General features: G+C 63.3%; 27 protein-coding genes and 1 tRNA gene. 6 read left to right on the forward strand and 22 right to left on the reverse strand.

The genetic code is table 11. From position 1 onward, the window contains the following. Window positions 1-4: 4 nt before the first annotated feature. Window positions 5-184: a hypothetical protein gene (locus AB7F49_RS05105; RefSeq protein ID WP_428520855.1), complete on the reverse strand. Its 180-nt coding sequence runs from the start codon at window positions 182-184 to the stop codon at window positions 5-7. 294 nt (window positions 185-478) lie between these two features. Further along, the gene (locus AB7F49_RS05110) at window positions 479-796 is read right to left on the reverse strand and encodes a YMGG-like glycine zipper-containing protein (protein ID WP_428520747.1); all 318 of its coding nucleotides are present in this window, start codon (window positions 794-796) and stop codon (window positions 479-481) included. Between the two features lie 114 nt (window positions 797-910). Here AB7F49_RS05110 and AB7F49_RS05115 point away from each other — a divergent pair, with 114 nt between their 5' ends. Beyond that, entirely contained in the window at window positions 911-1,960 is a 1,050-nt protein-coding gene (locus AB7F49_RS05115; protein ID WP_428520748.1) for a YeeE/YedE thiosulfate transporter family protein, read from the forward strand. Window positions 1,961-1,967: 7 nt separating this feature from the next. Beyond that, entirely contained in the window at window positions 1,968-2,705 is a 738-nt protein-coding gene (locus AB7F49_RS05120; protein WP_428520749.1) for an MBL fold metallo-hydrolase, read from the forward strand. Between the two features lie 4 nt (window positions 2,706-2,709). On the opposite strand, the gene AB7F49_RS05125 is transcribed toward AB7F49_RS05120, so the two are convergent. The 3 genes from AB7F49_RS05125 to AB7F49_RS05135 all read right to left on the reverse strand — a co-directional run bounded on the left by AB7F49_RS05125 (window position 2,710) and on the right by AB7F49_RS05135 (window position 5,423). Beyond that, window positions 2,710-3,411: an SDR family NAD(P)-dependent oxidoreductase gene (locus AB7F49_RS05125; protein WP_428520750.1), complete on the reverse strand. Its 702-nt coding sequence runs from the start codon at window positions 3,409-3,411 to the stop codon at window positions 2,710-2,712. 106 nt (window positions 3,412-3,517) lie between these two features. Then, a complete protein-coding gene (locus AB7F49_RS05130) occupies window positions 3,518-3,754 on the reverse strand; it encodes a hypothetical protein (RefSeq protein WP_428520751.1) in 237 nt (78 codons plus the stop codon). 61 nt (window positions 3,755-3,815) lie between these two features. Further along, on the reverse strand, window positions 3,816-5,423 hold the full coding sequence (locus tag AB7F49_RS05135; RefSeq protein ID WP_428520752.1) for a carboxyl transferase domain-containing protein: 1,608 nt from the start codon (window positions 5,421-5,423) through the stop codon (window positions 3,816-3,818). 238 nt (window positions 5,424-5,661) lie between these two features. Here AB7F49_RS05135 and AB7F49_RS05140 point away from each other — a divergent pair, with 238 nt between their 5' ends. After that, window positions 5,662-6,348: a DUF1236 domain-containing protein gene (locus tag AB7F49_RS05140; protein WP_428520753.1), complete on the forward strand. Its 687-nt coding sequence runs from the start codon at window positions 5,662-5,664 to the stop codon at window positions 6,346-6,348. A gap of 209 nt (window positions 6,349-6,557) precedes the next feature. Here the strand turns inward: AB7F49_RS05140 and AB7F49_RS05145 are convergent, their stop codons facing one another. The 4 genes from AB7F49_RS05145 to AB7F49_RS05160 form a co-directional block, all read right to left on the reverse strand. After that, window positions 6,558-7,313 carry an endonuclease/exonuclease/phosphatase family protein gene (locus tag AB7F49_RS05145; RefSeq protein ID WP_428520754.1) on the reverse strand — a complete coding sequence of 252 codons (756 nt, stop codon included), beginning with the start codon at window positions 7,311-7,313 and terminating at the stop codon, window positions 6,558-6,560. Further along, a complete protein-coding gene (locus AB7F49_RS05150; RefSeq protein WP_428520755.1) occupies window positions 7,310-9,427 on the reverse strand; it encodes a VTT domain-containing protein in 2,118 nt (705 codons plus the stop codon). Before AB7F49_RS05150 ends, AB7F49_RS05145 begins: the two co-directional genes overlap by 4 nt. Before the next feature lie 64 nt (window positions 9,428-9,491). Next, entirely contained in the window at window positions 9,492-10,145 is a 654-nt protein-coding gene (locus AB7F49_RS05155; RefSeq protein ID WP_428520756.1) for a glutathione S-transferase family protein, read from the reverse strand. A gap of 99 nt (window positions 10,146-10,244) precedes the next feature. Continuing rightward, on the reverse strand, window positions 10,245-10,652 hold the full coding sequence (locus tag AB7F49_RS05160) for a rhodanese-like domain-containing protein (protein WP_428520757.1): 408 nt from the start codon (window positions 10,650-10,652) through the stop codon (window positions 10,245-10,247). Window positions 10,653-11,046: 394 nt separating this feature from the next. Here AB7F49_RS05160 and AB7F49_RS05165 point away from each other — a divergent pair, with 394 nt between their 5' ends. Further along, window positions 11,047-11,730 carry a DUF599 domain-containing protein gene (locus AB7F49_RS05165; RefSeq protein WP_428520758.1) on the forward strand — a complete coding sequence of 228 codons (684 nt, stop codon included), beginning with the start codon at window positions 11,047-11,049 and terminating at the stop codon, window positions 11,728-11,730. On the opposite strand, the gene AB7F49_RS05170 is transcribed toward AB7F49_RS05165, so the two are convergent. The 10 genes from AB7F49_RS05170 to AB7F49_RS05215 all read right to left on the reverse strand — a co-directional run bounded on the left by AB7F49_RS05170 (window position 11,731) and on the right by AB7F49_RS05215 (window position 18,958). Further along, window positions 11,731-11,910 carry a hypothetical protein gene (locus tag AB7F49_RS05170; RefSeq protein WP_428520759.1) on the reverse strand — a complete coding sequence of 60 codons (180 nt, stop codon included), beginning with the start codon at window positions 11,908-11,910 and terminating at the stop codon, window positions 11,731-11,733. A gap of 100 nt (window positions 11,911-12,010) precedes the next feature. Continuing rightward, window positions 12,011-12,814, reverse strand: a complete 804-nt coding sequence (locus AB7F49_RS05175) for a YdcF family protein (protein ID WP_428520760.1) — start codon at window positions 12,812-12,814, stop codon at window positions 12,011-12,013. Window positions 12,815-12,850: 36 nt separating this feature from the next. Then, entirely contained in the window at window positions 12,851-13,543 is a 693-nt protein-coding gene (locus AB7F49_RS05180) for a ribonuclease activity regulator RraA (protein WP_428520761.1), read from the reverse strand. A 20-nt stretch (window positions 13,544-13,563) separates the two neighbouring features. Further along, window positions 13,564-14,127 carry a VUT family protein gene (locus AB7F49_RS05185; protein ID WP_428520762.1) on the reverse strand — a complete coding sequence of 188 codons (564 nt, stop codon included), beginning with the start codon at window positions 14,125-14,127 and terminating at the stop codon, window positions 13,564-13,566. After that, the gene (gene queC / locus AB7F49_RS05190) at window positions 14,124-14,840 is read right to left on the reverse strand and encodes a 7-cyano-7-deazaguanine synthase QueC (protein WP_428520763.1); all 717 of its coding nucleotides are present in this window, start codon (window positions 14,838-14,840) and stop codon (window positions 14,124-14,126) included. Before queC ends, AB7F49_RS05185 begins: the two co-directional genes overlap by 4 nt. Beyond that, window positions 14,831-15,649, reverse strand: coding sequence for an aldo/keto reductase (locus AB7F49_RS05195; protein WP_428520764.1), 819 nt, complete (start codon window positions 15,647-15,649; stop codon window positions 14,831-14,833). Before AB7F49_RS05195 ends, queC begins: the two co-directional genes overlap by 10 nt. A 6-nt stretch (window positions 15,650-15,655) precedes the next feature. Further along, complete coding sequence (locus AB7F49_RS05200; protein ID WP_428520765.1) at window positions 15,656-16,480, reverse strand: aldo/keto reductase; 825 nt, start codon at window positions 16,478-16,480, stop codon at window positions 15,656-15,658. A gap of 176 nt (window positions 16,481-16,656) precedes the next feature. Continuing rightward, complete coding sequence (locus tag AB7F49_RS05205) at window positions 16,657-17,004, reverse strand: helix-turn-helix domain-containing protein (RefSeq protein ID WP_428520766.1); 348 nt, start codon at window positions 17,002-17,004, stop codon at window positions 16,657-16,659. A gap of 290 nt (window positions 17,005-17,294) precedes the next feature. Beyond that, window positions 17,295-18,467 carry an isovaleryl-CoA dehydrogenase gene (locus tag AB7F49_RS05210; protein ID WP_428520767.1) on the reverse strand — a complete coding sequence of 391 codons (1,173 nt, stop codon included), beginning with the start codon at window positions 18,465-18,467 and terminating at the stop codon, window positions 17,295-17,297. A gap of 23 nt (window positions 18,468-18,490) precedes the next feature. Continuing rightward, window positions 18,491-18,958, reverse strand: a complete 468-nt coding sequence (locus AB7F49_RS05215; RefSeq protein ID WP_428520768.1) for a PaaI family thioesterase — start codon at window positions 18,956-18,958, stop codon at window positions 18,491-18,493. A 72-nt stretch (window positions 18,959-19,030) separates the two neighbouring features. Here AB7F49_RS05215 and AB7F49_RS05220 point away from each other — a divergent pair, with 72 nt between their 5' ends. Beyond that, entirely contained in the window at window positions 19,031-19,618 is a 588-nt protein-coding gene (locus tag AB7F49_RS05220) for a TetR/AcrR family transcriptional regulator (RefSeq protein ID WP_428520769.1), read from the forward strand. Here the strand turns inward: AB7F49_RS05220 and mgtE are convergent, their stop codons facing one another. Further along, the gene (mgtE, locus tag AB7F49_RS05225) at window positions 19,619-21,046 is read right to left on the reverse strand and encodes a magnesium transporter (protein ID WP_428520770.1); all 1,428 of its coding nucleotides are present in this window, start codon (window positions 21,044-21,046) and stop codon (window positions 19,619-19,621) included. Between the two features lie 207 nt (window positions 21,047-21,253). Here mgtE and AB7F49_RS05230 point away from each other — a divergent pair, with 207 nt between their 5' ends. Further along, complete coding sequence (locus AB7F49_RS05230) at window positions 21,254-22,342, forward strand: hypothetical protein (protein ID WP_428520771.1); 1,089 nt, start codon at window positions 21,254-21,256, stop codon at window positions 22,340-22,342. Window positions 22,343-22,509: 167 nt separating this feature from the next. Here the strand turns inward: AB7F49_RS05230 and AB7F49_RS05235 are convergent. Together AB7F49_RS05235 and AB7F49_RS05240 are read right to left on the reverse strand one after the other, a co-directional pair. Further along, window positions 22,510-22,594 (reverse strand) — tRNA-Leu (locus AB7F49_RS05235). A 136-nt stretch (window positions 22,595-22,730) separates the two neighbouring features. Continuing rightward, complete coding sequence (locus AB7F49_RS05240) at window positions 22,731-22,973, reverse strand: FliM/FliN family flagellar motor switch protein (RefSeq protein WP_428520772.1); 243 nt, start codon at window positions 22,971-22,973, stop codon at window positions 22,731-22,733. Window positions 22,974-23,021 lie beyond the last annotated feature (48 nt).

A 23,021-nucleotide genomic window follows, 5' to 3' on the forward strand; every position in this document is an offset into this window, starting at 1 on the left:
ACGCTCAGCGATGACGATCGAGCTGGCTTTCCCTGGCGACGCGCTCGAAAGCTTCCTCGGTATTCTTGATGCGGTATTGGTGTTCGTCGCCTTCGGGCGGCAACAGCTTCACGATCTTGAACGTTCCGTCAGCGGAAGCACGATTCAGCGGCCCGGCAATATAGCGAACCGTTTGACCGATCATGTACTTGTGGGACTTCAGCACGCTCGAACTCCATCTGCGCGACAGGTTCGCCCTACCTGCGCCAGGGCCGGCTCCGCAGCCCTGAATTTTCATTGACCAGAGCATTATATCACCCTCTCCGCCAGCAGGGAGAAAATTCGGCAATTCCGGGGCGCCGCTTTTTACCTTTTCTGTCATATAGTTAGCGCGGATCGCCAGTGGGCGCCTCAAGATAGTTTGCCGCAATGCGCACAAAATCAAGGCCCCGGTTCAGGGGCCCTGACATTCCTCGTCAATCCCTCCCAACGTCCGCGACTATCGACGGATTTCCTCGCATATGGTGGTACCGGCCGCGTTGGTCGTACAGTTTCGCTGACGAACCATCGGCCCGCGCTCCTCGACGATCACGCGGTCTTCGACGCGCGAACGATTGGTGTCGCCCGCGCCTGCACCGACGGTGCCGCCGACACCGGCACCAATCGCTGCACCGACGGGGCCCCCAACCACCGCACCGACTCCTGCGCCAATGGCCGCACCGGTCGCTGCACCCGCAGCAGCATCCTGGGCGTGGCCGTTGGCCGGCACTGCAAACAGCGCCGCGCTCGCGGCGGCTGCAAACAACATTCTGCGCATCTTCCTTCTCCTTTCAGATTCTTCCGGGCCCAACGCAGACCATGAGCCGCCCGTTCCTCCCTCTTCGCGGCGCTGCGTTTCGCAGCTAAGTTCAGCCTTCCGCTCGGAGCTTCCATGATCGCGCTTATCGTGTCCTGCATCCTCGCCGCCATCCTCGGCTTTGCCGCTCACCGCGCAAGCATATGCACCGTGCGTGCGGTGGCCGAACTGACGCATTCAGGCACCGGCTACATGATCGTGAGTATCGTGAAGTCCGCGCTCTGGGTTTTTGCCATCACAATTCCGGTCTTTCTCCTGGTTCCGCACACGACCGCGAGCATCAACGGTTGGCAGCTCACGACAACCGCGCTGTTCGGCGGGCTGCTGTTCGGTATCGGAGCCGGCGTAAACGGCGCCTGCGCCTATGCGACGATGGCGCGGATGGTTGACGGCGAAGTCGGCATGCTGCTGACGGTTGCCGGCTTCGCGCTCGGCGTGATCCTGTTCGTTGTGCTGCTTGGAGCGGGCATCGCATCCCGTCCGGTACCCGCGCCGAGTCTGGTTCCGGATACCATGCAGGTCGCTCCCTATGTCGGCGCATTGCTGCTGCTGCTGGTGCTGATCGAGATGACACGGCTCTGGCGCTCCCACCCGCCCGGTACGACCATACGCGAGCTCATATTCGCCCCGGCCTATCGCCTCTCGACCGCGGCGTTGCTGATGGGGCTTGCGGCCGGCACGATCTTCCTGCTGTTCGGATCGCCGGGATACACCACGACGTTTCAGCAAGTGGTCGAAGGGCATATCGGAACCCGGCCGATGCCGACCTACGGTCGCTGGGTGGTCCTCGGCTCGGTGCTGGTCGGCATGTTTGCTTCCACCTGGCAGCGCAAGAGTTTCAGAATCGACTGGAAGCCCCGGCTCTCATGGTTCCGCAACATTTTCGGCGGCATTCTCATGGGAATCGGCACGGCTCTCCTGCCGGGCGGCAACGATGCGCTGATCCTGTATGGCATACCGGGTTTGTCGCCGCACGCACTGCCAGCCTACGCGGCGCTGCTTCTGGGCATTTTCGTCGCGCTTCTCACCATGCGCGCGCTATTCAGCGTGGAGATGCGCGTCGCATGCCGTAACGACATGTATATCGCCGATGCCAGCGCCGACCTGATATGGCGCGAGAAGTAACGAGGCCGTGACCGTGCAGGTACAATTCGCCGGGTGCGGTGACGCATTCGGGTCCGGGGGACGCTTCAACACCTGCATCCATGTCAGGTCCGGAGAACGGCGCTTCCTGCTCGATTGCGGCGCAAGTTCGCTGGTGGCGCTGAAGAAGCCCGAAATCGACTGCGGCGCGATCGATGCGATCTTGCTCACCCATTTCCACGCCGACCATTTCGGCGGAATCCCATTCTTCATTCTGGATCAGCAGCTCAACATCAAGCGCACGCGCCCCCTCCTCATCGCTGGACCGCCGGGCTTGCACGACTGGTATGTGCGCGCCATGGCGCTGGCGTTTCCGGGAGAACGGACGCTGCCGTTCGCGCTTGAATTGCGGGAGGTCGAGATCGGCGCAGTTCAGGAATTGGCCGGCATGCAGGTCACGCCTTTCCACGTGAAGCACGACGACCGCGCTGGCCCCTGCCTCGCCTACCGGATCACATCCGGCGGCAAGACCTTGTGCTATTCCGGCGACACTGAATGGACCGATGCGCTGATCGACGCGGCGCGCGGCGCCGATCTCTTCATCTGCGAATGCTATATGTACGAGAAGCTCCGCAAGTCGCACATGACGCTAACGGTGTTGCGGCAGCACCTGCCGGCCATCGGCGCGAAGCGCGTGATCCTCACGCATTTGGGCGAGGATATGCTGGCGCATCTTTCCGAGGTCGAACTGGAATCCGCGATGGACGGCATGGTGGTGGAGGTGTAGCGGCTCAGAAATTCTCCACCCAGGGCCGCAATTCCACCTCGGTCGACCAAGCGCTGCGCGGCTGGCGCAACACGTCGAGATAGCTCTGTGCAATCGCGTCCGGATCGAGCAGCGAGTCCGGCCTGTCGGCCGGGACCGGCCGCCGGTCGGAGCGGATGCCGCCATCGATCACGAAATGCGCGACATGAATGCCCTGCGGCTGCAATTCACGCGCGAGACTCTGCGACAGGCCGCGCAGCGCGAACTTCGCCATCGCGAAAGGCGCGGACTTCGCGTAGCCCTTCACGCTCGCGGATGCGCCAGTAAAGAAGATGGCGCCATGCCGGTTCGGAAGCATGCGCTTCGCCGCCTGTTGAGCCACCAGGAATGCGCCGAATGCCGTGACAGCAACCGCTTTCTCGACATCCCCCGGCGCGAGTTCGATGAACGGCCCGCGGGTGCGGAAGCTTGCATTGTAGATGGCAACATCCGGCGCGCCGACGGCGGCCTCGACCTCGGCGAACAGTCTTTCGACCTGATCCGGCTGCGACGCATCGCAGGCGAAGGGTTTCGCGCCGGTTTCGGCGACGAGAGCAGCAAGATCGTCGGTCGAGCGCGATGCGAGCGCAACTTTGAGGCCGGCTTTCGACAGTTGACGCGCCAACGAGGCGCTTAGCCCCGATCCGGCGCCGACGATCAGGGCAGTCTTGTAAGCCGGCGCGGACATGGTCTTCTCCCGCAGGGTCAGATCGGACCGCGCAGAATGATGGTTGAACGGCTTGCCCGCAAGTCGTCAGCCACCGTGCGGATGCTCGTTGGCCGGATCGGCCCCTTCAGGCTCCGTGGCTCTGCTCGCTGCCGCGGTGATGCAGCGCCTTGGCGAGCGCGGAGCGGTCGAGATGGGTGCCGTCGTCCCCTTCAACCAGCAAGGCAACCCGGCCGGTGGCCTTCAGGTGCTGCGCGAAGCTCATGGCTTCGTCCATGCTGCCGCATTCCTTGAAAAGATGGCGGCCCTTGTCGAGCGGGCTGAGCGTTTCGGAACCGGCGGGACCGGAATAGACACGATACATGAGGGCGTTCCTTCCTGTTGTCGCCGAACTTGGACAATGACAAGGAGCCCGAACAGTTCCCTCACATCCTGAACACTCCAAACCGCGTCTCCTCCACCGGCGCATTCAACGCCGCTGAAAGCGCAAGCGAGAGCACCCGCCGGGTCTCGCCAGGCAAAATGATGCCATCGTCCCAGAGTCGCGCCGTGGCGTAATACGGGCTCCCTTCCCGCTCATATTGCTCGCGGACCGGTTGCTTGAATTCCTCCTCCTCAACCTCGCTCCACTGGCCGCCGCCCGCCTCGATATTCTCGCGCCGCACGGTCGCCAGCACCGAAGCGGCCTGCTCGCCGCCCATCACCGAGATGCGCGCATTCGGCCAGGTGAACAGAAAGCGCGGGCTGTAAGCGCGGCCGCACATCCCGTAATTGCCGGCACCGAACGAGCCGCCGACGATCAGCGTAATCTTGGGCACCCGCGCACAGGCAACTGCGGTCACCATCTTGGCGCCTTCCTTTGCGATCCCGCCGGCCTCGTAGTCACGGCCCACCATGAAGCCGACGATGTTCTGCAGGAACAGCAGCGGAATGCGGCGCTGGCAGCATAGCTCGATGAAATGCGCGGCCTTCAGCGCGCTCTCCGAATAGAGAATGCCGTTGTTGCCGATGATCCCGACCGGCATCCCCGACAGATGCGCGAAGCCGGTGACCAGCGTCGTCCCGTAGAGCTTCTTGAATTCGTCGAATTCCGATCCGTCGACGAGGCGAGCGATGATCTCGCGGACGTCATATTGCTTCTTCAGGTCGGTCGGAACCAGCCCTTCAAGTTCGGCCGCGTCATGCAGCGGTTCGCGCGAGGCGATCAGCGGAATGTCGACACGCTTCGCCGTATTGAGATTGGCGGCGATCCGGCGCGCCAGCGCCAGCGCATGTTCGTCGTTGGCGGCCAGATGATCGGCGACACCGGATTTGCGGGTATGAACATCGGCGCCGCCCAGGTCCTCCGCCGACACCACCTCCCCGGTGGCGGCCTTCACCAGCGGCGGGCCGCCCAGGAAAATCGTCCCCTGGTTCTTGACGATCACCGACTCGTCCGACATCGCCGGAACATAGGCGCCGCCCGCGGTGCAGGAGCCCATCACCACTGCAATCTGTGGAATGCCGGCGGCCGACATGGTGGCCTGGTTGAAGAAAATCCGGCCGAAATGATCGCGGTCCGGGAACACATCGGTCTGGTTCGGCAGATTGGCGCCGCCGGAATCGACCAGATAGATGCAGGGCAGCCGGTTCTCGCGCGCGATGTCCTGCGCGCGGATATGTTTCTTCACGGTGAGGGGGTAATAGGTGCCGCCCTTGATGGTGGCGTCGTTGCAAACGATCATGCATTCGCGCCCCGACACGCGGCCGATGCCGGTGATGAGGCCGGCGGCGTGGATGTCGCCGTCGTACATTCCGTAGGCTGCAAGCGGCGACAATTCCAAGAACGGCGAGCCCTGATCGATCAGGCGCATGACTCGCTCGCGCGGGAGAAGCTTCCCACGCGCAACATGTCGGTCACGCGACTTCTGATTTCCGCCGAGCGCCGCGGCAGAGCGGGCAGCCTTCAACTCATCGGCCAGAATCTGCCACTGCGCGGCATTGGCGCGGAACTCGCGCGAACGGGCGTCGATCAACGATTCAATGCGCGCCACATCGCCCTCCCCGATTCGCGAAGCCATGGAACTATGCCGTGACGCGCCTCGATTGGCCATAAGCATCCGCGATGAAACAAAGCGTTTGCAGACTTGATGACGCGTCATGCCGGCGATCGCTACGGAACCGGAACGTCGCCGCACGCGATGCGTTCACGGCAGGACGACCGAGCAGGGATGAATCTCCTGGCCGGAGCACGGGGCTTCACGAAAGAGAAACACAGAGAGGAGTCTACCCATGAAGTCTCGATTGTTGATCGGCATTTCCGCGGCCGCATTGATTGCGGGCGTCGGTCTTGCGTCCGCGCAGGACAAGGGCGGTCCTTCGAGCGGACCTGCTGCCGCACCGCAAACAACGTCGCCGGCTCAGCAATCCGCCCCGCCATCGTCGCAGCCTGGCGGCAGCGGCATGAAGGGCGGCAGCGAAATGCAACAGCGTCAGGAAGCGCCGCCAGTCCGGGCGCAGCAGGATAAGAAGGGCGGTGAACAGAAGAACCAGCGCGCGCAGGAACGCGGCGAGCAGAAGGAGCAGCGTGCTCAGGAGCGGCGTGAGCAGCGTCAGGATCGCGCGCAGGACAAATCCTCGCCGAAGGACGATCCCAACGCCGCCGACACCAAGTCGGACCGCAAGGGCGCCACCACCGGACAGGGCGCCGCGGGTTCCGGCTCGGCCTCGCTGAATACCGAGCAGCGCACCAAGATCAAGAACACCATCACGAAGACCAATGTGAAGCGCGAGACCAACGTGAACTTCAACATCTCGGTCGGTACCGTGGTCCCGCGTACGGTGACCCTGCATGCCCTGCCGCCGACGGTGATCGAAGTCTATCCGCAGTGGCGCGGCTATCGCTTCGTGCTGGTCGAGGACGAGATCATCATCATCGAGCCGGGCAGCTACCGCATCGTGGCGGTGATCGACGCCTAGACCGGCTTGTTGGGATCCAGGACGCCGGGGCGGAGGCTTCCGCCCCGGCGGCGGATCGATTGCGACTCCCCAAATGCGCGCGAGCTGAAGTCACAATTCGTTAATACTTGCTTGCGATAGTCGCTAAAGTTTCGATGCGCAGCGGGACGGATGTACTCCCGGCGTCGCGCGTTGGATGGGAAGCCCGGCCAGCGGCCGGGTTTTCTGTTTCAGGGTACGGCAATCGGCGGGGAGATGATGTTATCGGTCGCGGCCCGGCCCTCGTGCTCCCCCTCCAGCATGACGTCCCCGATACAGGGCAGATGATCGGATATCCGGCGGGCTTCCCCGTCGGTCCAGGTCTGAACCAGGACACCGCGCGGGCGGCAGTAAATCCTGTCGAACCGCAAGATCGGACAACCTGACGGGAAGGTACGATGCCGCGAGCGATCCGGCAGGACGCGCGCAAGAATCCGTCGCACCGAGCCCGGCCAGAACCAGTCGTTGAAATCACCGAGCAGCACGAAGGGCGTGCGATTGCCGATCATCTCGAGCAGCACGCGCGCCTGGCTTTTCCGTTCGCGAATGCTCAACCCAAGATGCGTGGCCGCCACATGCAACGCACCTTGCGGCGTCTCGATGCAGGCGCGGATCGCGCGCCGCGGTTCGAACGCGCCATAGGAAATGTCCCGGGTCTCGCTGTCGCGCAGCGGCCAACGGCTCATCAGCATCTGGCCGTACGCGCCATCCGCGGTGATAATGGACTTCGCCCCGATCCCGTAATGGCCGAGCGACTCCTGTAGCAGGACGAATGGATCGAGGCCGGCCTGTCGTCGCGAATCCACCTCCTGCAGCGCAACGATGTCGGGATCGGCTCGCAGGATCAGGGCGACCACCTTCTGCAGGTCGAAACGCGGGTTGCGGCCGAGCGCGCCGTGGATATTCCAGGTCATGACGCGAATGGCGCGCCGCCGCTCCGCACTCAACGGGCGTTTCCATATTTCGACATTGCGGCCTGAATGCCGAACACCATCACAATCCAGACCGTGATCAGGATCGCAACCGTGAAGATTTCCCGTGGGCTCGGCGCGGTGAACAGCCGCATGATTTCGCTCCCGAGTAGCGACATGACCACAAGCCCTGGCAACAATCCGAGCACGGTTCCGACCAGGTAATGCCAGAGCCGGATGCCGCTCGCGCCGGCCACCAGATTGACCAGCGTAAAGGGCGCGACGGGCACCAGCCGTATCGCGACGACCGCGATCAGTCCCTGTCTGGCGATCTTGTTGCGGATGGCATTCAACCGCGTCCCGAGAATCTGCGACAGTCCCTCGCGGCCCACGACCGCACCGATGCCGTAGGTCACCAGCGCGCTCGCCAGCGCGCCCACGAACGCATAGCAGAACCCGAGCCAAGGGCCGAAGCTCGCAGCCGTTGCGGCAATGAGAATCGTCACTGGAAACGCGACCAGGCCGCCCGCCAGGAACACCAGCAGGACGGCGATCGGCGCCAACGAAGACTGCGCAATGTCGCTGATCAGGCGCTGAAGGGTCGTCGCTTCGGCCAGTTCGGACAGCGGCGTGAATTGCCAGGCAAGCGTCAGCGCGAGCAGGATTGCGCCCGCCACCACAAACTTGGCCCGCGCGCCAGAGCCGGCACTGCAAAGCCAGCCCCCGGCAGTCCCGATCAGTGACCGCAGCGTGATCGGGCGCGGCGGATCAGCGAGGGTCTCGATATAGGCCCTGTCCGCCGCATCGGGCTCGCCGTCCTCGATCGGTCGCAGCGCATGTCCGTTGCGCGACAGTTTATCGGCAACGGCCGTGATTGATCCGGTTTCGTGGATGTTTCGCGCCGCCTCCGCGGCGTTCGCACCGCAATGCTCGCCCAGCAGGCCATTGCGTAATCTTGCGATAGCGGCGCGCTGACGGTCGTTTCCAGCGACGAACACGAGATCACATTCAGTGTCCGCGCCCATCGAGCGATTGTTGAGATTGGCGGAGCCGATGCGCAGGACCCGGTCGTCGATCGCCATGACCTTCGAATGCACCATGATGTCGACTGCTCTCTTGCCATCCCGAAGCTGCGGATAGACCAGCCGCACCCGATCGAAGACCCCGGCATCCTCCAGGATGCGGCGAAAGCGGATACGGCCATTGCGCATGGTATGGTTTTCGATCCACGATTCCGGGGTATTGGGCGCGACCAGCACCGCTTCGAGGTCCGGGCATTCGCGCATCCGCCGGGCGAGGCGCTGCGCGATGGCCTCCGCAGTCATGAACTGGTTTTCGATGTAGATCGTCCGCTCGGCTGAATCGATCATGTCGAAAAACAACCGCTCGACCTCGCGGATTTCCTCGGGACCGTCACCCCGGGGCTCGGTGCGCGCGATCCCGACATCGATCTCGGTGAAATCGGCGGCAACACGGTCCGGCCAGCAATCGGAGATGGCGGGCGGAATTTCCGGCTCTGCGCAGCGTGCGCGCCGCCATCGCTCGCGCACGAGATCGCCCAGCGCGCGTGCAGCCTCCCCGTCGACCAGGGCCTGTACGTCGTGAAAGGGCCGGTAGCTATTCCCGGAGGGATCGTGTCGCCACCGGTTCTCGAGGTCATGTCCCGGAATATCCCATCGACGGATGGTAAGATCGAGACCGCCGCAATAGGCAACCGCATCATCCACCACCACGATCTTCTGGTGCTGCGAGCAGCCGAGCGGCAGGTGGTCGTCGAGGCAGAACCGGATCTGATCCGGCGTTTTCCAGTTCAGCGACAAGGCCGGAAAGATTTCGCGCTCAAGCGCGTAGAGGACCGAGAAGTCCCACAATAGCAGATGGATCGTCAGTTCCGGACGACGGGCGGCAAGCGCCGAGAGAAATTCGGCGAGGGTTTCGGGGAAGCCGTCATCGGCGGTTCCCGTCGGCCCCACCAACCGCATGCGGCTGTCGATATCCCAGCCAGCGATGTAAACACAATGCCGCGCGCGGAGCAGACTTTCGCGCAGAGCACCGAAATAGGCGCCCCCGTCAATCAGCACGGCGGCGCGGCCGGCACGCTCCACGCGCCAGACATTTCTGTTCGTGCGGAGCAGGCCAGCAGCGGACATCGGACCGTTCACGTTGGTAACGAATACGAAAACGCAACGCGGCCACAACGGTTCCGCCGGAACCTCAGTCGAGTTCGTTGCCGGGCATGATCCAAGGCTCGGCGACGCCGTCGCGGCGCCATTCCTCCCAGGCGGACAGCGCCATCATCGCCGCCATATAGGCTTCGCTCGCCGCGCCGACCCCGATCGCGTAGCTCGAAAAGCGCGAGACTACCGGCGCATACATCGCATCGGCGGCGCTGAACCGTCCGAACAGGAACGGACCGCCCTGCCCGAACCGCTCGCGGCAGCCGGTCCAGATGTCATCGATCCTGCGCACATCGGCGACGACGTCCGCCGTGAGGTCGCGCGGCTTCCCAACGCGGCGCATGTTCATCGGACAATGCTTGCGCAACGCCGCGAACCCCGCATGCATCTCCGCCGAGACCGCACGCGCATGCGCACGCGCCTTCGGATCGGCCGGCCAGAGCTGCGCCGCCGGAAAGCGGTCGGCGAGATGATCGAGGATCGCAAGCGATTCCCATATCGTGGAGTCGCCGTCGATCAGGACAGGGACCTTCCCCGTCGGCGAATATCTCAGGACGCGTTCGCGGCTGCCCTGCTCGTAGAGTGGGATCACCTCCTCGTCGAACTCGAGCCCGATCTGGCGCATCGCAATCCAGGGCCGCAGCGACCAGGACGAATAATTCTTGTTGCCTAGAACGAGTTTGAGAGTCATGCGGATCCCCCTCCCGCTTCCATGTCGACGCCGCGTCCCAGGCGCAAGCGAATAAAAATGATCGCGTCGATCAGGCGCCGAAATGGAAGAACGGGATTGTCACGGTTTCGCGGCGGGCTCTTCAACCGGGCCGCCGGCCTTCTTCCAGGCTCCGAAACCGCCCCTGATATGCGCCACCGGCTTCAGTCCCATGCTCTGTGCGGTGTGCGCAGCGAGCGCTGAACGCATGCCGCCGGCACAGAAGAACACATACTTGCGGTCCTGCGCAAAAGCCGGCTTGTGGTACGGGCTCTCCGGATCGATCCAGAATTCAAGCATGCCGCGCGGACAATGAAACGCGCCGGGCACGCGGCCGTCGCGCTGCAATTCTCGAATGTCGCGGATGTCCACGAGCACGACATCGTCGCGGCCATGCAGCCCGATCGCCTGCTGAACGGTAAGATTCTCAATCTGCTTTTCGGCCGCCTCGACCAAGGACCGAACGCTCGTCGTGATGGACTGGGACATGCCGCTGCTATTGCTCCTTCGAACTTTCTGGACTGGCCAATGCGGCCCGAGGCAAACAAAAGCGGCGCGGACAATGCCGCGCCGCACAGGCTGTAGCGCGATCGGGTTTACATTGCAGCGTAAACCGCAACCAGCACAACGACAACGAGAGCACCAATCGTCCACAGCACCGTGGACAACATCGACTCCTGGGGTTGCTGGGTATGATCTTGTGCCATGGGCATCTCCTCATTTGCTTTGGAGCGCCCCGCAAAAACGCCGGGCGCCACGCGCACAGCAGTACGACTTTAGTCTAATGTATCGTGCTCGCTGCCGACACAATTAGAGGTTGCAATTGCGTCCCTGCGACAATTGATGACGATGGCGACTCTCAAGGCCAGTTCCCAACCCAGCCATGCCCCTGTTCACCCTTCCAGATCTGTTCGCACTAGGATTTTTCCTGATTTGCTGGCTCGGCTACGCGGTCGTACTGGAATGGACACCGCATGGGCGTGCCAGCCTGAATGCCCGCATGGACGGCTATCGCGATGGCTGGATGCAGGAGATGCTCCGGCGTGACATGCGCATGGTCGATGCCCAGATCATGGCGTCGCTACAGAACGGCACCGCTTTCTTTGCCTCGACCTCCCTGATCGCGGTCGGAGGGACCCTGACCATTTTGCGTTCAACCGATGACCTGATCACCATTGTATCCACGCTCCCATTCGGCGAGCCAACGACCCGCATGATGTGGGAGATCAAGACCATCGGGCTTGCCGTGATCTTCGTCTATGCCTTCTTCAAATTCGCGTGGTCCTACCGGCTCTACAACTACGTTGCGATCATGATCGGCGCGATGCCGGCATCCTCCGATCGCGACGCCCCGTCGGCAAAGCGTCACGCGCTTCGCACCGGAAAAATCTGCGAGTCGGCCGGCCGGCATTTCAACCGCGGGCAGCGCGCATTTTTCTTTGCGCTCGGCTATCTTGGATGGTTCGTCTCGCCCTGGCTGCTGTTCGCGACCACGACGGCGATCGTCGTCGTCATCTGGAGCCGGCAATTCGTGTCCGATGCCAGCGCCGCGATGACCGCGGAATGATCAGTCAAGCGCAATCGCGATCCAGGCACACGACACGAGCATCACCGCAAGCGCCGTTGCGATGTTCAGAAGCCACATCTCCTCGCGCTGCCGCCGCGCCTCTCCGTCCTCAAAGTCCTCGGCGATATCCGGTACCTTCGCTATTCCCTCGACCGGTATGACCCTCGTCTCGATCCGCATCACATGAGCCCTCCGCTCCGACGGATGCCCATCATGCGACCAAATGTTTTCGATTTGGTAACCGTAACAGCCGGTTAAGCACGGCATCGTTTGCGAGGGTTCAACTTCCGCCCGGGACAGGTCCCGGGAACAATTCGTCGGTCCGCCCGGTCAGCCGGTAGAACACCAGCCCGGCCCATTCATGCATCGCCGCATCGGTGCGTGCGAGACCGGCTGCAAGGGAGCCGAACGGTCTGGTCAGGTCCGCGGCGCCGCGGGTGCGGAAATCGACCGGGTGGGCCTCGACCGGAAATCCTGCCTTCCTGAAGACGCCGACCGAACGCGGCATGTGGTGGGCCGAGGTGACCAGAAGCCAGCGTTGCCCCGGCTTCGGATCCACCAGCGCGGCGGTGAAGGTCGCGTTTTCCATGGTATTGCGGGCGCGGCCTTCGAGCAGGATGCGCTGGCGCGGAATGCCGAAGCTTTCTAGCAGACCGATGGCGTAATCCGCCTCGCTCGCCCCACCAAACAGCCGCCCGCTGCCACCGCTGAACACGATGCGTGCTGACGGGTATTGGCGTGCAAGCTTCGCCACCGCGGTCATGCGCTCGGCCGCCTCGTTCAATGCGATCTCGTTGCGGGCGGCCGAGACGTCCGGCGATACCGCGCCGCCAAGCACCACGATGCCGTGCGGTTCCCCGCCCATCGGGTCCCATTTCGGAAAGCGCTGCTCGAGCGGCAGCATCAGCGCGTTGCCTACCGGTGCGATTCCGATCACCGCGAGCAACAGCACGGCACCGATCGCGAGCCCCTGCCCGAAGCGGCGAAAGCGGGTGCGCATCAGAAGGATGCCGATGAGCGCGAGTGCGATCAGCAGATTGGACGGCAATGCGAAGAAGCCAAGGACCTTGGACAGGCCGAACATGCTGCTCTCTCGTCGGCCGACGCCGTCAGGCTGCCGCTACTTTTTGTTGCGCTCCGCCTCGTAGCGCTTCCGGGTCTCGTCGTTCATCGGATAGAGCCCGGGAAGTTTCGCGCCCTTCTCCACCTCGCGCACGACCCAGCCTTCATATTCTTCGTGCTCAAGGCCTTCCCTTGCGATTGGCTCGACCAGTGCTTGCGGGATCACGACAGCGCCGTCTTCATCGGCGACGATGATGTCATTGGGAAAGATCGCACAGCCGCCGCAGGCGATGGGCTCGTTCCAGCCGACGAATGTCAGCCCGTTCACCGATGCGGGTGCCGCAATTCCGGAGCACCAGATCGGCAGCCCGGTTTTCAGGATGCCGGCCTTGTCGCGCATCACACCATCGGTGATCAGCGCCTGCGCGCCGCGCTTCACCATCCGCATGCAAAGAATGTCGCCGAAAACGCCAGCATTCCGAACGCCCATGGCATCGGCAATCGCGATGCAGCCTTCCGGCATGTCTTCGATCGCGGCACGGGTCGAGATCGGCTTGCCCCAGCTTTCCGGTGTCGCGAGATCCTCGCGAACGGGAACGAAGCGCAGCGTGAAGGCCGGGCCGACGACGCGATTGCCGCCGGGGACGAGCGGCATCGGTCCGGTCATCCAGCTGTGACGGATGCCGCGTTTGAGCAGCATCGTCGTAATGGTTCCGGTCGTAACCTTGCGCAGATCGTCCAGCGCGCCCATCGATCATCCCCCGATTGCGGTCAGGCCGCACCAAGATTCAAATCCTCGTCGCGACGGCGCAGATACAGGATGAACGGAACCGACAGGAGCACCATCCAGGCCTTGCCGACGACCTGTCCTGCAAGGAATTCCAGCGAGCCGAATGCGAGCCACAGAAACACGACGGAATCCACCACCAGACCGACGAAGCTCGACACAATCACCGCGGTCACGAATCGCCGCTCCTGCAATGGCGTGTAGACAGCGAGGTCGGCAAATTCGGAAATGAGATAGGCGGTCGCCGATGCCATCACGAGCGCGAGCGGTGCAATCAGGCCGGAAATGCCCGCGCCGATCAGAATGGCGGCGACCGCCGCGCCAAGACCAAGTCGCCGCTGAACCAGATCGCGCAACACCAGCGCAATCCCGACCATCAGAACGCCCGAAGGCGCCATCAGACCCGGCGCCACCGGAACAAGGCAAGGTCCGTGGGGCGTGCAGACGCTGCCGACATTGGTGATCATCCAGTTGGCCACCGGAATGGTCAGGCAGAACAGGAGGAAGAATACCGAGCCCTCAATCCAGCGCCGTGTTTCGTTCGTCATGGCCGTCGATATTCCTGTTCCCATTTTTCGTAGCCCGCCGACCGCAGACGGCATGCCGGACATTCGCCGCAGCCATGGCCCCAGTCGTGACGCCGCGATCGGTCGCCGAGATAGCAGCTATGACTCAGTTCGATAACCGCATCCAGCAGCGCGGCTCCGCCGAGTTCCTGCGCCAGCGCAAAAGTTGCCGCCTTGTCGATCCACATCAGCGGTGTATGCACCACGAATCGGCGGTCCATGCCAAGGGTCAGTGCGACCTGCATGGCCTTGAGAGTGTCGTCGCGACAATCTGGATAGCCGGAATAGTCGGTCTCGCACATGCCCGCGACCAGGTGCTTCGCCCCTCGCCTGTAGGCGAGTGCCGCGGCAAATGTGAGAAAGATGAGGTTGCGCCCCGGCACAAAGGTGGTGGGCAAGCCATCTGCGGCCATCGCGATCCCGACGTCGCGCGTGAGCGCAGTCTCGGACATCCGTCCCAGAACCGAGAGGTCCAAGACATGGTCGTCGCCCAGCCGCGCAGCCCATGTCGGATCGAGCGCGCGCAGGCGCTCGCGGATCGCGGGCCGCACGCTAAGCTCCACCGCGTGGCGCTGGCCGTAACCAAATCCTACGGTTTCCACTGACGCGAAGCGCTGCAATGCCCAGGCCAGGCAGACGGTGGAATCCTGGCCGCCGGAAAACAGAACCAGCGCCGTTTCCGTGTCTAGTCCCATCGCGGCGACCAGGCCCAGTCCACGAGGCGGCCGCCGGGCCGGGCCAGCCGCGCGATCTCCTGCATCTGCGCTTCGGTCAATGCGAAGTCGAAGATCGCGATATTCTCGGCGAGCCGTTCGAGCCGGCTGGTGCGCGGTATCGCCCCAACACCCTGCTGGATCAGCCAGCGCAGCGAAACCTGCGCGCCGGTCTTGCCATGCGCGTTGCCGATCCGCGTCAGCACGGAGTCGCTCTTCGTGCTTCCTTTCGCGATTGGAGAATAGGCAACCGCCGCCATGCCATGTGCCCGGCATGCCGCAAGCAGCTTGGCTTGATCGAGATAAGGATGATACTCGAACTGATTGCAGACGAGGCGATCACCGGAAAGCCGGCTTGCTTCCTCGATCAGCGCAACCGTGTAATTCGACACGCCGATATTGCGCACGAGGCCGTCGCGCTTGACGCCGACCAGAGCGTCGATGGTCTCGGCAAGCGGTATTCCCTTGTTCGGCCAATGCAGCAGCAGCAGGTCGAGCTCTCCGAGCCGCAGCGCCGCGATCGAATCGCGCACCGAGCGCGCAAGCAGCTTGGGCGCCAGGTTGTCGGGCGATACCTTGGTGACGACGAACAACTCCTCGCGCTTGAGGCCGGACGCGCGGATCCCGTCACCGACTTCGCGCTCATTGCCGTACATCTGCGCGGTGTCGAAATGCCGGTAGCCCAGCCCGATTGCCTGCTCGACAATCCGGGAGCACTCGCGCCCGGTCAACTGCCAAGTCCCGAGCCCGAGAATCGGGAGATGCGCGCCCTTGGCGTCGAGATATTGCATCCGATATCAGCTGTCCCATTTCGGCGATTGCGGCGGCTTGACGATCCGGCCTTCCGGCTCAGCAAGCCTGCGAATATCCGTCATCTCGGAATCGGCCAGCATGAAACCGAATATGTCGAGATTGGCCTTGAGTTTTTCGGGCGTGGCCGTGCGCGGAATGGGGACCACCCCCTCCTGCACGAGAAAACGCAAGGCAATCTGCGCCTCGGTCTTGCCGTGGGTCTTGGCGATGCGCTCCAGAACCGCATTCCCGGGGATGCGTCCTCGGCCGAGCGGGCAATAGCCGGTAACCGAGATGCCACGGCCCTTGCAATAAGCGAGGATGGTGCGATGGTCGACGAAGGGATGCGTCTCGATCTGGTTGTTGACGATCGGCTCGTCGGCCAGCGCCTCGGCCTCTTCCAGCAGGGAAATGGTGAAGTTGGCGACACCAATATGGCGGGTTTGGCCACTGCGCTTGGCCTTGCACAACGCCGGGATATAGACCGGCGGCGGAATGTCGGGATTCGGCCAGTGAATCAGCAGCAGGTCCACATGCGGCAGGCCGAGCCGCTTCAGGCTGCCCTCGACCGAGGCCTCGAAATCGCCTGGAGCGAGGTCGCTGTGCGGGACCTTGGTAGTCAGGAAAATCTCATCGCGGGAGACGCCCGACTTACGGATCCCCTCCCCGACTTCAGCCTCGTTGCCATAGAAAACAGCGGTGTCGAGATGCCGGTATCCCATTTTCAGGGCCGCATTTACCGCCTCGACGCACACATCACCCTTAAGCGTCATGGTCCCGAGCCCGATGGCCGGAATCCGCGCACCCTTGACTTCGACAATTGGAACCATGCCGCACGCCCCCTGCATCAATCGCGCGGGAGAATGCCGTGCCGGAGCGCCCCTGCCAAGCGTGGCGCGGACCACCCGGGATAAGTCCTTCCGGCCGAGCACGGTCGCGACGGATCGCGCCGATGGAGTGGTCCGAGGCCGATCAGTAGGCCCGGTCCGGGATTGACAAAGATTCGCTAGTGCTTCTTTGCGAGCAGTTCAAAGGCGACACTGGGCGCGCCCTCGATCATGCGCAGAAGCGCTCGCGCAGGGCCGCGGGGCGAGCGCTTGCCCTGCTCCCAGTTTCGCACCGTCTCCACCGGCACCCCGATGCGGGCGGCAAACTCGGCCTGGGTCATTCGGGCCGCGGAGCGAATGGCGCGGGCATAGGCCGCATCGCCTCCCGCCGGGGCTGGCGAAGCAGGGGTTACGAATTGCGGAAAGTGACTCCGGTCAGACACCGTACGTTCGCTGCCGTCGGGCAGAACTTCCACGATGCGGCCGTCGGCCTTGAGACGCAGTCTCAGATCGGGCTTTCGATTCATACGCCGATGATCGTCGCAATCGTTCAATGAACTGTTAACGCTGCGCCATCGGCCGACGGTCCGAATTCGTCATGCGCGCGAGTCTTCGGCACTCGCATCCTTCGATCACGACCGCAGAGACATCGCACCCGATGTTTTCCGGTCGCAAAGCACGCGGCGTTCCGAATGGCACAGGACATCGACTTTCTGAACTTTGTGAAATGCCACGCCCGGTGTCGATCCGACCACGACGATCTTCATTGGACTCGAGCGATTGTCGCGGGTGCCGAATGGATCGGTCGTGACTTTGATTACCTGGTCTTCTCGAATATTTCACGCCCGATCAGCATGCGCCGGATCTCGCTGGTCCCCGCTCCGATTTCGTAGAGCTTGGCATCGCGCAACAGCCGGCCGGCCGGAAATTCGTTGATATAGCCGTTGCCCCCGAGTGCCTGGATTGACTCAAGCGCCATCTGGGTAGCGCGCTCGGATGCAAACAGGATCGCGCCTGCCGCATCCTCGCGCGTGGTGCGGCCCTCGTCGCAGGCCTTCGCCACAGCATACACGTAAGCCTTGGCCGCATTCATGCCGACATACATGTCGGCGATCTTGGCCTGCATGAGCTGGAAGCGGCCGATCGACTGGCCGAACTGCTTGCGGTCGTGGATATAGGGAATGACCAGATCGATTGCGGCCTGCATCAGCCCGAGCGGTCCCGCGGCGAGCACGACGCGTTCGTAATCGAGGCCCGACATCAGGATGTTGACGCCGTTGCCGACGGCGCCGAGCACATTCTCTTCCGGCACCTCGCAGTCCTGAAACACGATCTCGCCGGTATCGGAGCCGCGCATGCCGAGCTTGTCGAGCTTCTGGGCGGTAGAGAAGCCCTTGAACTTCTTCTCAACGAGGAACGCGGTGATCCCGCGTTGCCCGGCCGTGGCGTCGGTCTTGGCATAGACCACGATGGTGTCGGCCAGCGGACCATTGGTGATCCACATCTTGGAGCCGTTGAGGATGTACTTGCTGCCCTTCTTGTCCGCGCGAGTGCGCATCGACACCACATCCGATCCCGAGCCCGGTTCCGACATGGCGAGAGCACCCACATGTGCGCCGGAGATGAGTTTCGGCAGGTAGCGCTTCTTCTGGTCGGCACTGCCATTCCTGCGGATTTGGTTCACGCACAGGTTGGAGTGCGCCCCGTAGGAGAGTCCGATCGAGCCCGAGGCGCGCGAAATTTCCTCCATCGCCACGCAATGCTCGAGATAGCCGAGCCCCGACCCGCCCCATTTTTCCTCAACCGTGATGCCGAGCAACCCAAGGTCGCCGAGTTTCGGCCACAGATCGCGCGGAAATTCGTTCTTGCGGTCGATCTCCTCGGCACGCGGCGCAATCTTCTGTTGCGAGAAGCGGCGCACGCTGTCGCGCAGCATGTCGACATCCTCGCCGAGGCCGAAATCGAATCCGGTCCAGGTATTCGAGATCATGGCGCATCCTCCTGCGCGAAATATCAACCGCCCGCTTCTGCCGGCGCGTCGGACGTGTTCTCCAGACAGATCATGGTCGCGAGCATGCGCGCGATCAACTTTGATTGCGCACCGCTCTCCGCGTCCACATCGACCTCGACGATCGTCAGGGTCCGGCCCGCGCGCAGCACCCTGCCCTTGGCAACAAAGCGATCGCCGATCGCGGGCGACATCAGATTGATTTTCAATTCGACCGTCAGCGGCGCCGAGCCTTCCGGCATCAGCGAATAGGCAGAGAAGCCCGCTGCGGTATCGGCCAGCGCCGTGGTCACGCCGCCATGCAGAAACCCTCGCTGCTGGCAGAGGTCCGGCCGTGCCCTGAGCGCCACGGCGCAGGCACCGGGCGACAGGGATGCGATCTCGCCGCCGATCAATGTCATGAAGGCCTGCCGCGCAAAGCTCTCGCGCACGCGGGCTTCCCAGTGCTTGTTGCGGGGCTTGAACGCGCTCATCCCGGTCACCTCGCTTGACCCATACGGACCCGTATGTTTCAATACGGTACCGTATGGATGGAGTCAAGTCTGGTGAGCCGCACCAAAATCGCCGTGGCGAAGGCCAGCCCGCGCGCGGGCCCGCTGGATGCAGCAGCCTGGGTCGCAACCGCGCTCGATGCGCTTGCGACCCACGGAATTGACGCGGTGCGGGTCGAACCGCTGGCCAAGGCACTCGCCGTGACCAAGGGAAGCTTCTACTGGCACTTTGCCGATCGTCGCGCCCTGATCGACTCGATGCTTTCGCACTGGGCCAGCGGCCGCATTTCTGCAATCCGCCAGCAGGCGCCGCCTGACGGCGATCCCGCGCTCGCGCTCCGCCGGCTGGCCGATCTCTACACGCGGAGAGGCAATGCCCGCGGACTTGCGATCGAGCTTGCGATCCGGGCGATGGCACGCAACGATGAAGCAGCGGCTTCCGCGGTGCGGTCGGTAGATTCCGAGCGCTTGCGGCTTGTCGCTGTGTTGTTCGAGCGGCTCGGCTGGCCGAAGCGCGAAGCCGCCGCCCGCGCCGTCATGGTCTATTCGTTTCTGTTCGGGCAGAGCCTGCTCGATCCAATGTCGGTTCGGGCTGCCGATACCGCGCTCGCGCTCGATGTATTGCTGGCGGCGCCCCGATAGCTATCCAAGCCCGAACCAGATTGTCGCAATTCCGAGAAACGCGAAGAAGCCGACCACGTCGGTGATCGTCGTTACAAACGGACCGGACGACACCGCCGGGTCTACGCCGAGCTTCGTCAGCAGGATCGGGATCACGATGCCACCCAGCGCGGCCGCCGCCAGCACGGTGAGCATCGCGAGGCCCATCACCAGAAACAGATCGGTGATGCTGAACCAGGCCGCCGCCACCGCACCCATGATGATGGCAAACCCGATGCCGTTCATGATGCCGACCAGCAGCTCGCGGCGCACCACGCGCCATGCATTGGCGTCCGACAATTCGCGCGTCGCCAGCGCGCGCACCGCAACCGTCATCGTCTGGGTTCCGGCATTGCCGCCCATCGAGGCAACGATCGGCATCAGCACCGCAAGCGCCACCATCTTCTCGATCGAGGACGAGAATTGTCCGATCACCCAGGCGGCCAGCAGCGCGCAGCCGAGATTGGCAAGAAGCCACGGAAAGCGCGCCTTGACGATATCCCAGACCGAATCGGACAGCTCTTCATAGGCGCTGACGCCGCCGAGCGCCTTGATGTCCTCCTCGGCTTCCTGCTCGATCACGTCGACAATGTCGTCGAAGGTGATCACGCCGACCAGCCGGTCGTCCTCATCGACCACCGGAGCGGCAACGAGGTTGTAGCGCTCGAATTGCCGGGCCACCTCCTCCTGATCGTCGGTCGCCCGCACCCTGCGGCGGTCCTCGTCCATCAGCTCGATAACCGGAACCGGGCGCTTTGTGCGGAGCAAACGGTCCAAAGCCACGGCGCCGAGGAACTTGCCCACCGCATCGGTGATATAGAGCTCGTAGAAGCGATCCGGCAGATCGACGGTTTCGCGCATATAGTCGATCGCCTGCCCGACATTCCAGTCGGGCGGCACGGCGATGAATTCGGTCTGCATCCGCCGACCGGCGGATTCTTGCGGGTAGAGCAGACTGCGTTCCAGCGCGATCCGCTCACCGGCGGGCAGCTGGCTCAGAATCTCAACCTGTTCCTGTCGGTCGAGGTCTTCCAGGATGTAGACGGCGTCGTCGGAATCGAGCTCGCGCACGCCCTCCGCGACGGTTTCGGGCTTCAGTTCCTCGAGAATTTCACCGCGGACCGTGTCATCGACCTCGGTCAGTGCCGAAAAGTCGAAATCCTTGCCCATCAACTCGATCAGTTGCGGCCGCAGATCCGCATCAAGCGCCTCGATCAGGTCGCCGGTATCGGCCTCGTGCAATTCGCCGACGACGTTGCGCAGCACCGCACTGTCGTGATGGCGGATCGCATCCGTGACGCGTTCGAGATAGTCGGCCCGAATCGCGCCGCTTTCATCGCGGAAGTCGTCATCGGTCGCGCGCGTGTCGGCATGATCCCGTTCCCTCGCCTGCGCGTCCCGCTCGACCATATCGTGCCTGCAACGTCACGCGCCCTGGCGCGGTCGCGCAGCTTGTATGCGCCGCCGCGGTCAGTGACAACAGCAGGCTTGCGGAACCGTTACCGAACCGGATGCATTTCTTTGAAGGAAACGCGCAATCCGTTTACCTTCAACCTTAGTCGAAACTCAATTCAAAGCGGAGACAATCGGCCGACAAGCAATACGCGGATGCGGCCGATGCCCGACAGCGAACACGTTCAATCCATCCTGGCGCGCGACGCCATCACGGTGGACGATGTATTGGCGCTGCGCCGGCGCGTATTCATGAAGGGCGTCGTCACCGAGGCCGATGCGGAACTGGCCTTCATGCTGAACGATCGGCTGCGCGGCAAGGCCGAAGCCGCATGGTCCGGCTTTTTCATTGAAGCGCTGACCGACTACGTCGTCAGCCAGGCGCAGCCCTCCGGTTATGTCTCCGAGGACAATGCCGCTTGGCTGATGCACCGGATCGCGCGCTCGGGGCATGTCGACACCGACTGCGAGCTGGAACTGCTGATCAAGGTGCTCGAACGCGCGCAGAAAAGCCCGGTCGCCCTCGTGCGCTTTGCGCTCGAGCAGGTGAAGATCGGGGTCGTTACCGGCGCAGGTCCGGTCGGCGCCCGGCGAAAATGCAATGTCGGCACGGTGGAAGATCACGAGACCGAGTTGGTCCGGCGCATCCTGTATGCGTTCGGCGGCGACGGCAACATCGCGGTCACCCTGCCGGAAGCTGAGGTCCTGTTCGACATCAACGACGAAACCGAGCATTCGCTCAACGATCCCTCCTGGTCCGACCTGTTTGTGAAGGCGCTGGCGAATTTCCTGATGGCGGGATCAGGGTATCAGGTGCCCACCCGGCAGGAAGCATTGCGGCGCGAAGCCTGGCTCAACGCGCCGCCCGCCGGTGTGGCGGACTTCATGGGACGGATGGTCTCTGGCGGACTGGAAGCGGTCTGGGACGCCTACCAGGAGCCGGCCGGTGATGCTGCATCCGCGGATCGCTGGTCCAGGGCGCGCGCAAGCGACGACGAAATCCTGTGGGCCGCCAACCGCATCGGCCGCGGCGGCCACCTGCACGAGAACGAGATGGTGCTGATCAATTTCCTCAAGAGCCGCGATGCGCACCTGCATCCGCGGCTTGTTCCGGTGCTGGATCGGGTGGCGAGCGCAAACCCGGTCCATCCGGTGCAGACATCCGGTCCCGCTCAGACAGAGCATCGATTCCCGGATCATACGGTCAAGAGCGCTGGAACGCCCACGGTGTTGCCGGCCGGCACCTCAGGCTAGGTGCTCGCGCCCGCTGCTGCGTTTCCGAGATCTTCACAAAGACAATTCCCCCTGGCTTGGGTGTCCAGGCCAAGAAGCGATTGCGGCGCAAACATCCGAGAGCGCGAATCTGTCGTGCAATAGCGCCGGGCGAGAGCCATCGTCCTCGCCTGTTAGCCGAGCCAGATTGGTGCGGCCGAGAGGACTCGAACCTCCACGGTGTTACCCGCTGCCACCTCAAGGCAGTGCGTCTACCAATTCCGCCACGGCCGCGTTTTGGGCAAGGCGCCGGTTCACCCGGCGTGAGGTCGGGCAGCATGTAACAAATCGATATCCGAGCGACAAGAGCCGCAATAGCCTTCGCAAACGCCACGAGACGCCGCCGAAACCGGCTCCGGACCCGGCCTTTTCACCGCATATCGGGCGATTTCGGCAGCAGCCGCTTGACCTCGACCGCAATCCGGTTCCCGCTGACCACCACGTTGCCCTCGGCAACCGGCAGATTATTGGCGAGAATCCTGACGTCGTCGTCCTCCGATGCATCAAGCTCGATGATGGCGCCGCGGCCGAGCCGGAGCACCTGATGAACCGGCATGAGGCAGGTGCCGAGAACAACCGAAATATCGAGCGAGACCTTGTCGAGGGTGGGCACGTGGCTATGTCCTTCCGGGGCCGACCGGGACGCCGGATCGGTCCTGAC

This window comes from Pseudorhodoplanes sp., assembly GCF_050250235.1.
In the GTDB taxonomy this organism is placed as follows: Bacteria; Pseudomonadota; Alphaproteobacteria; order Rhizobiales; family Xanthobacteraceae; genus Pseudorhodoplanes.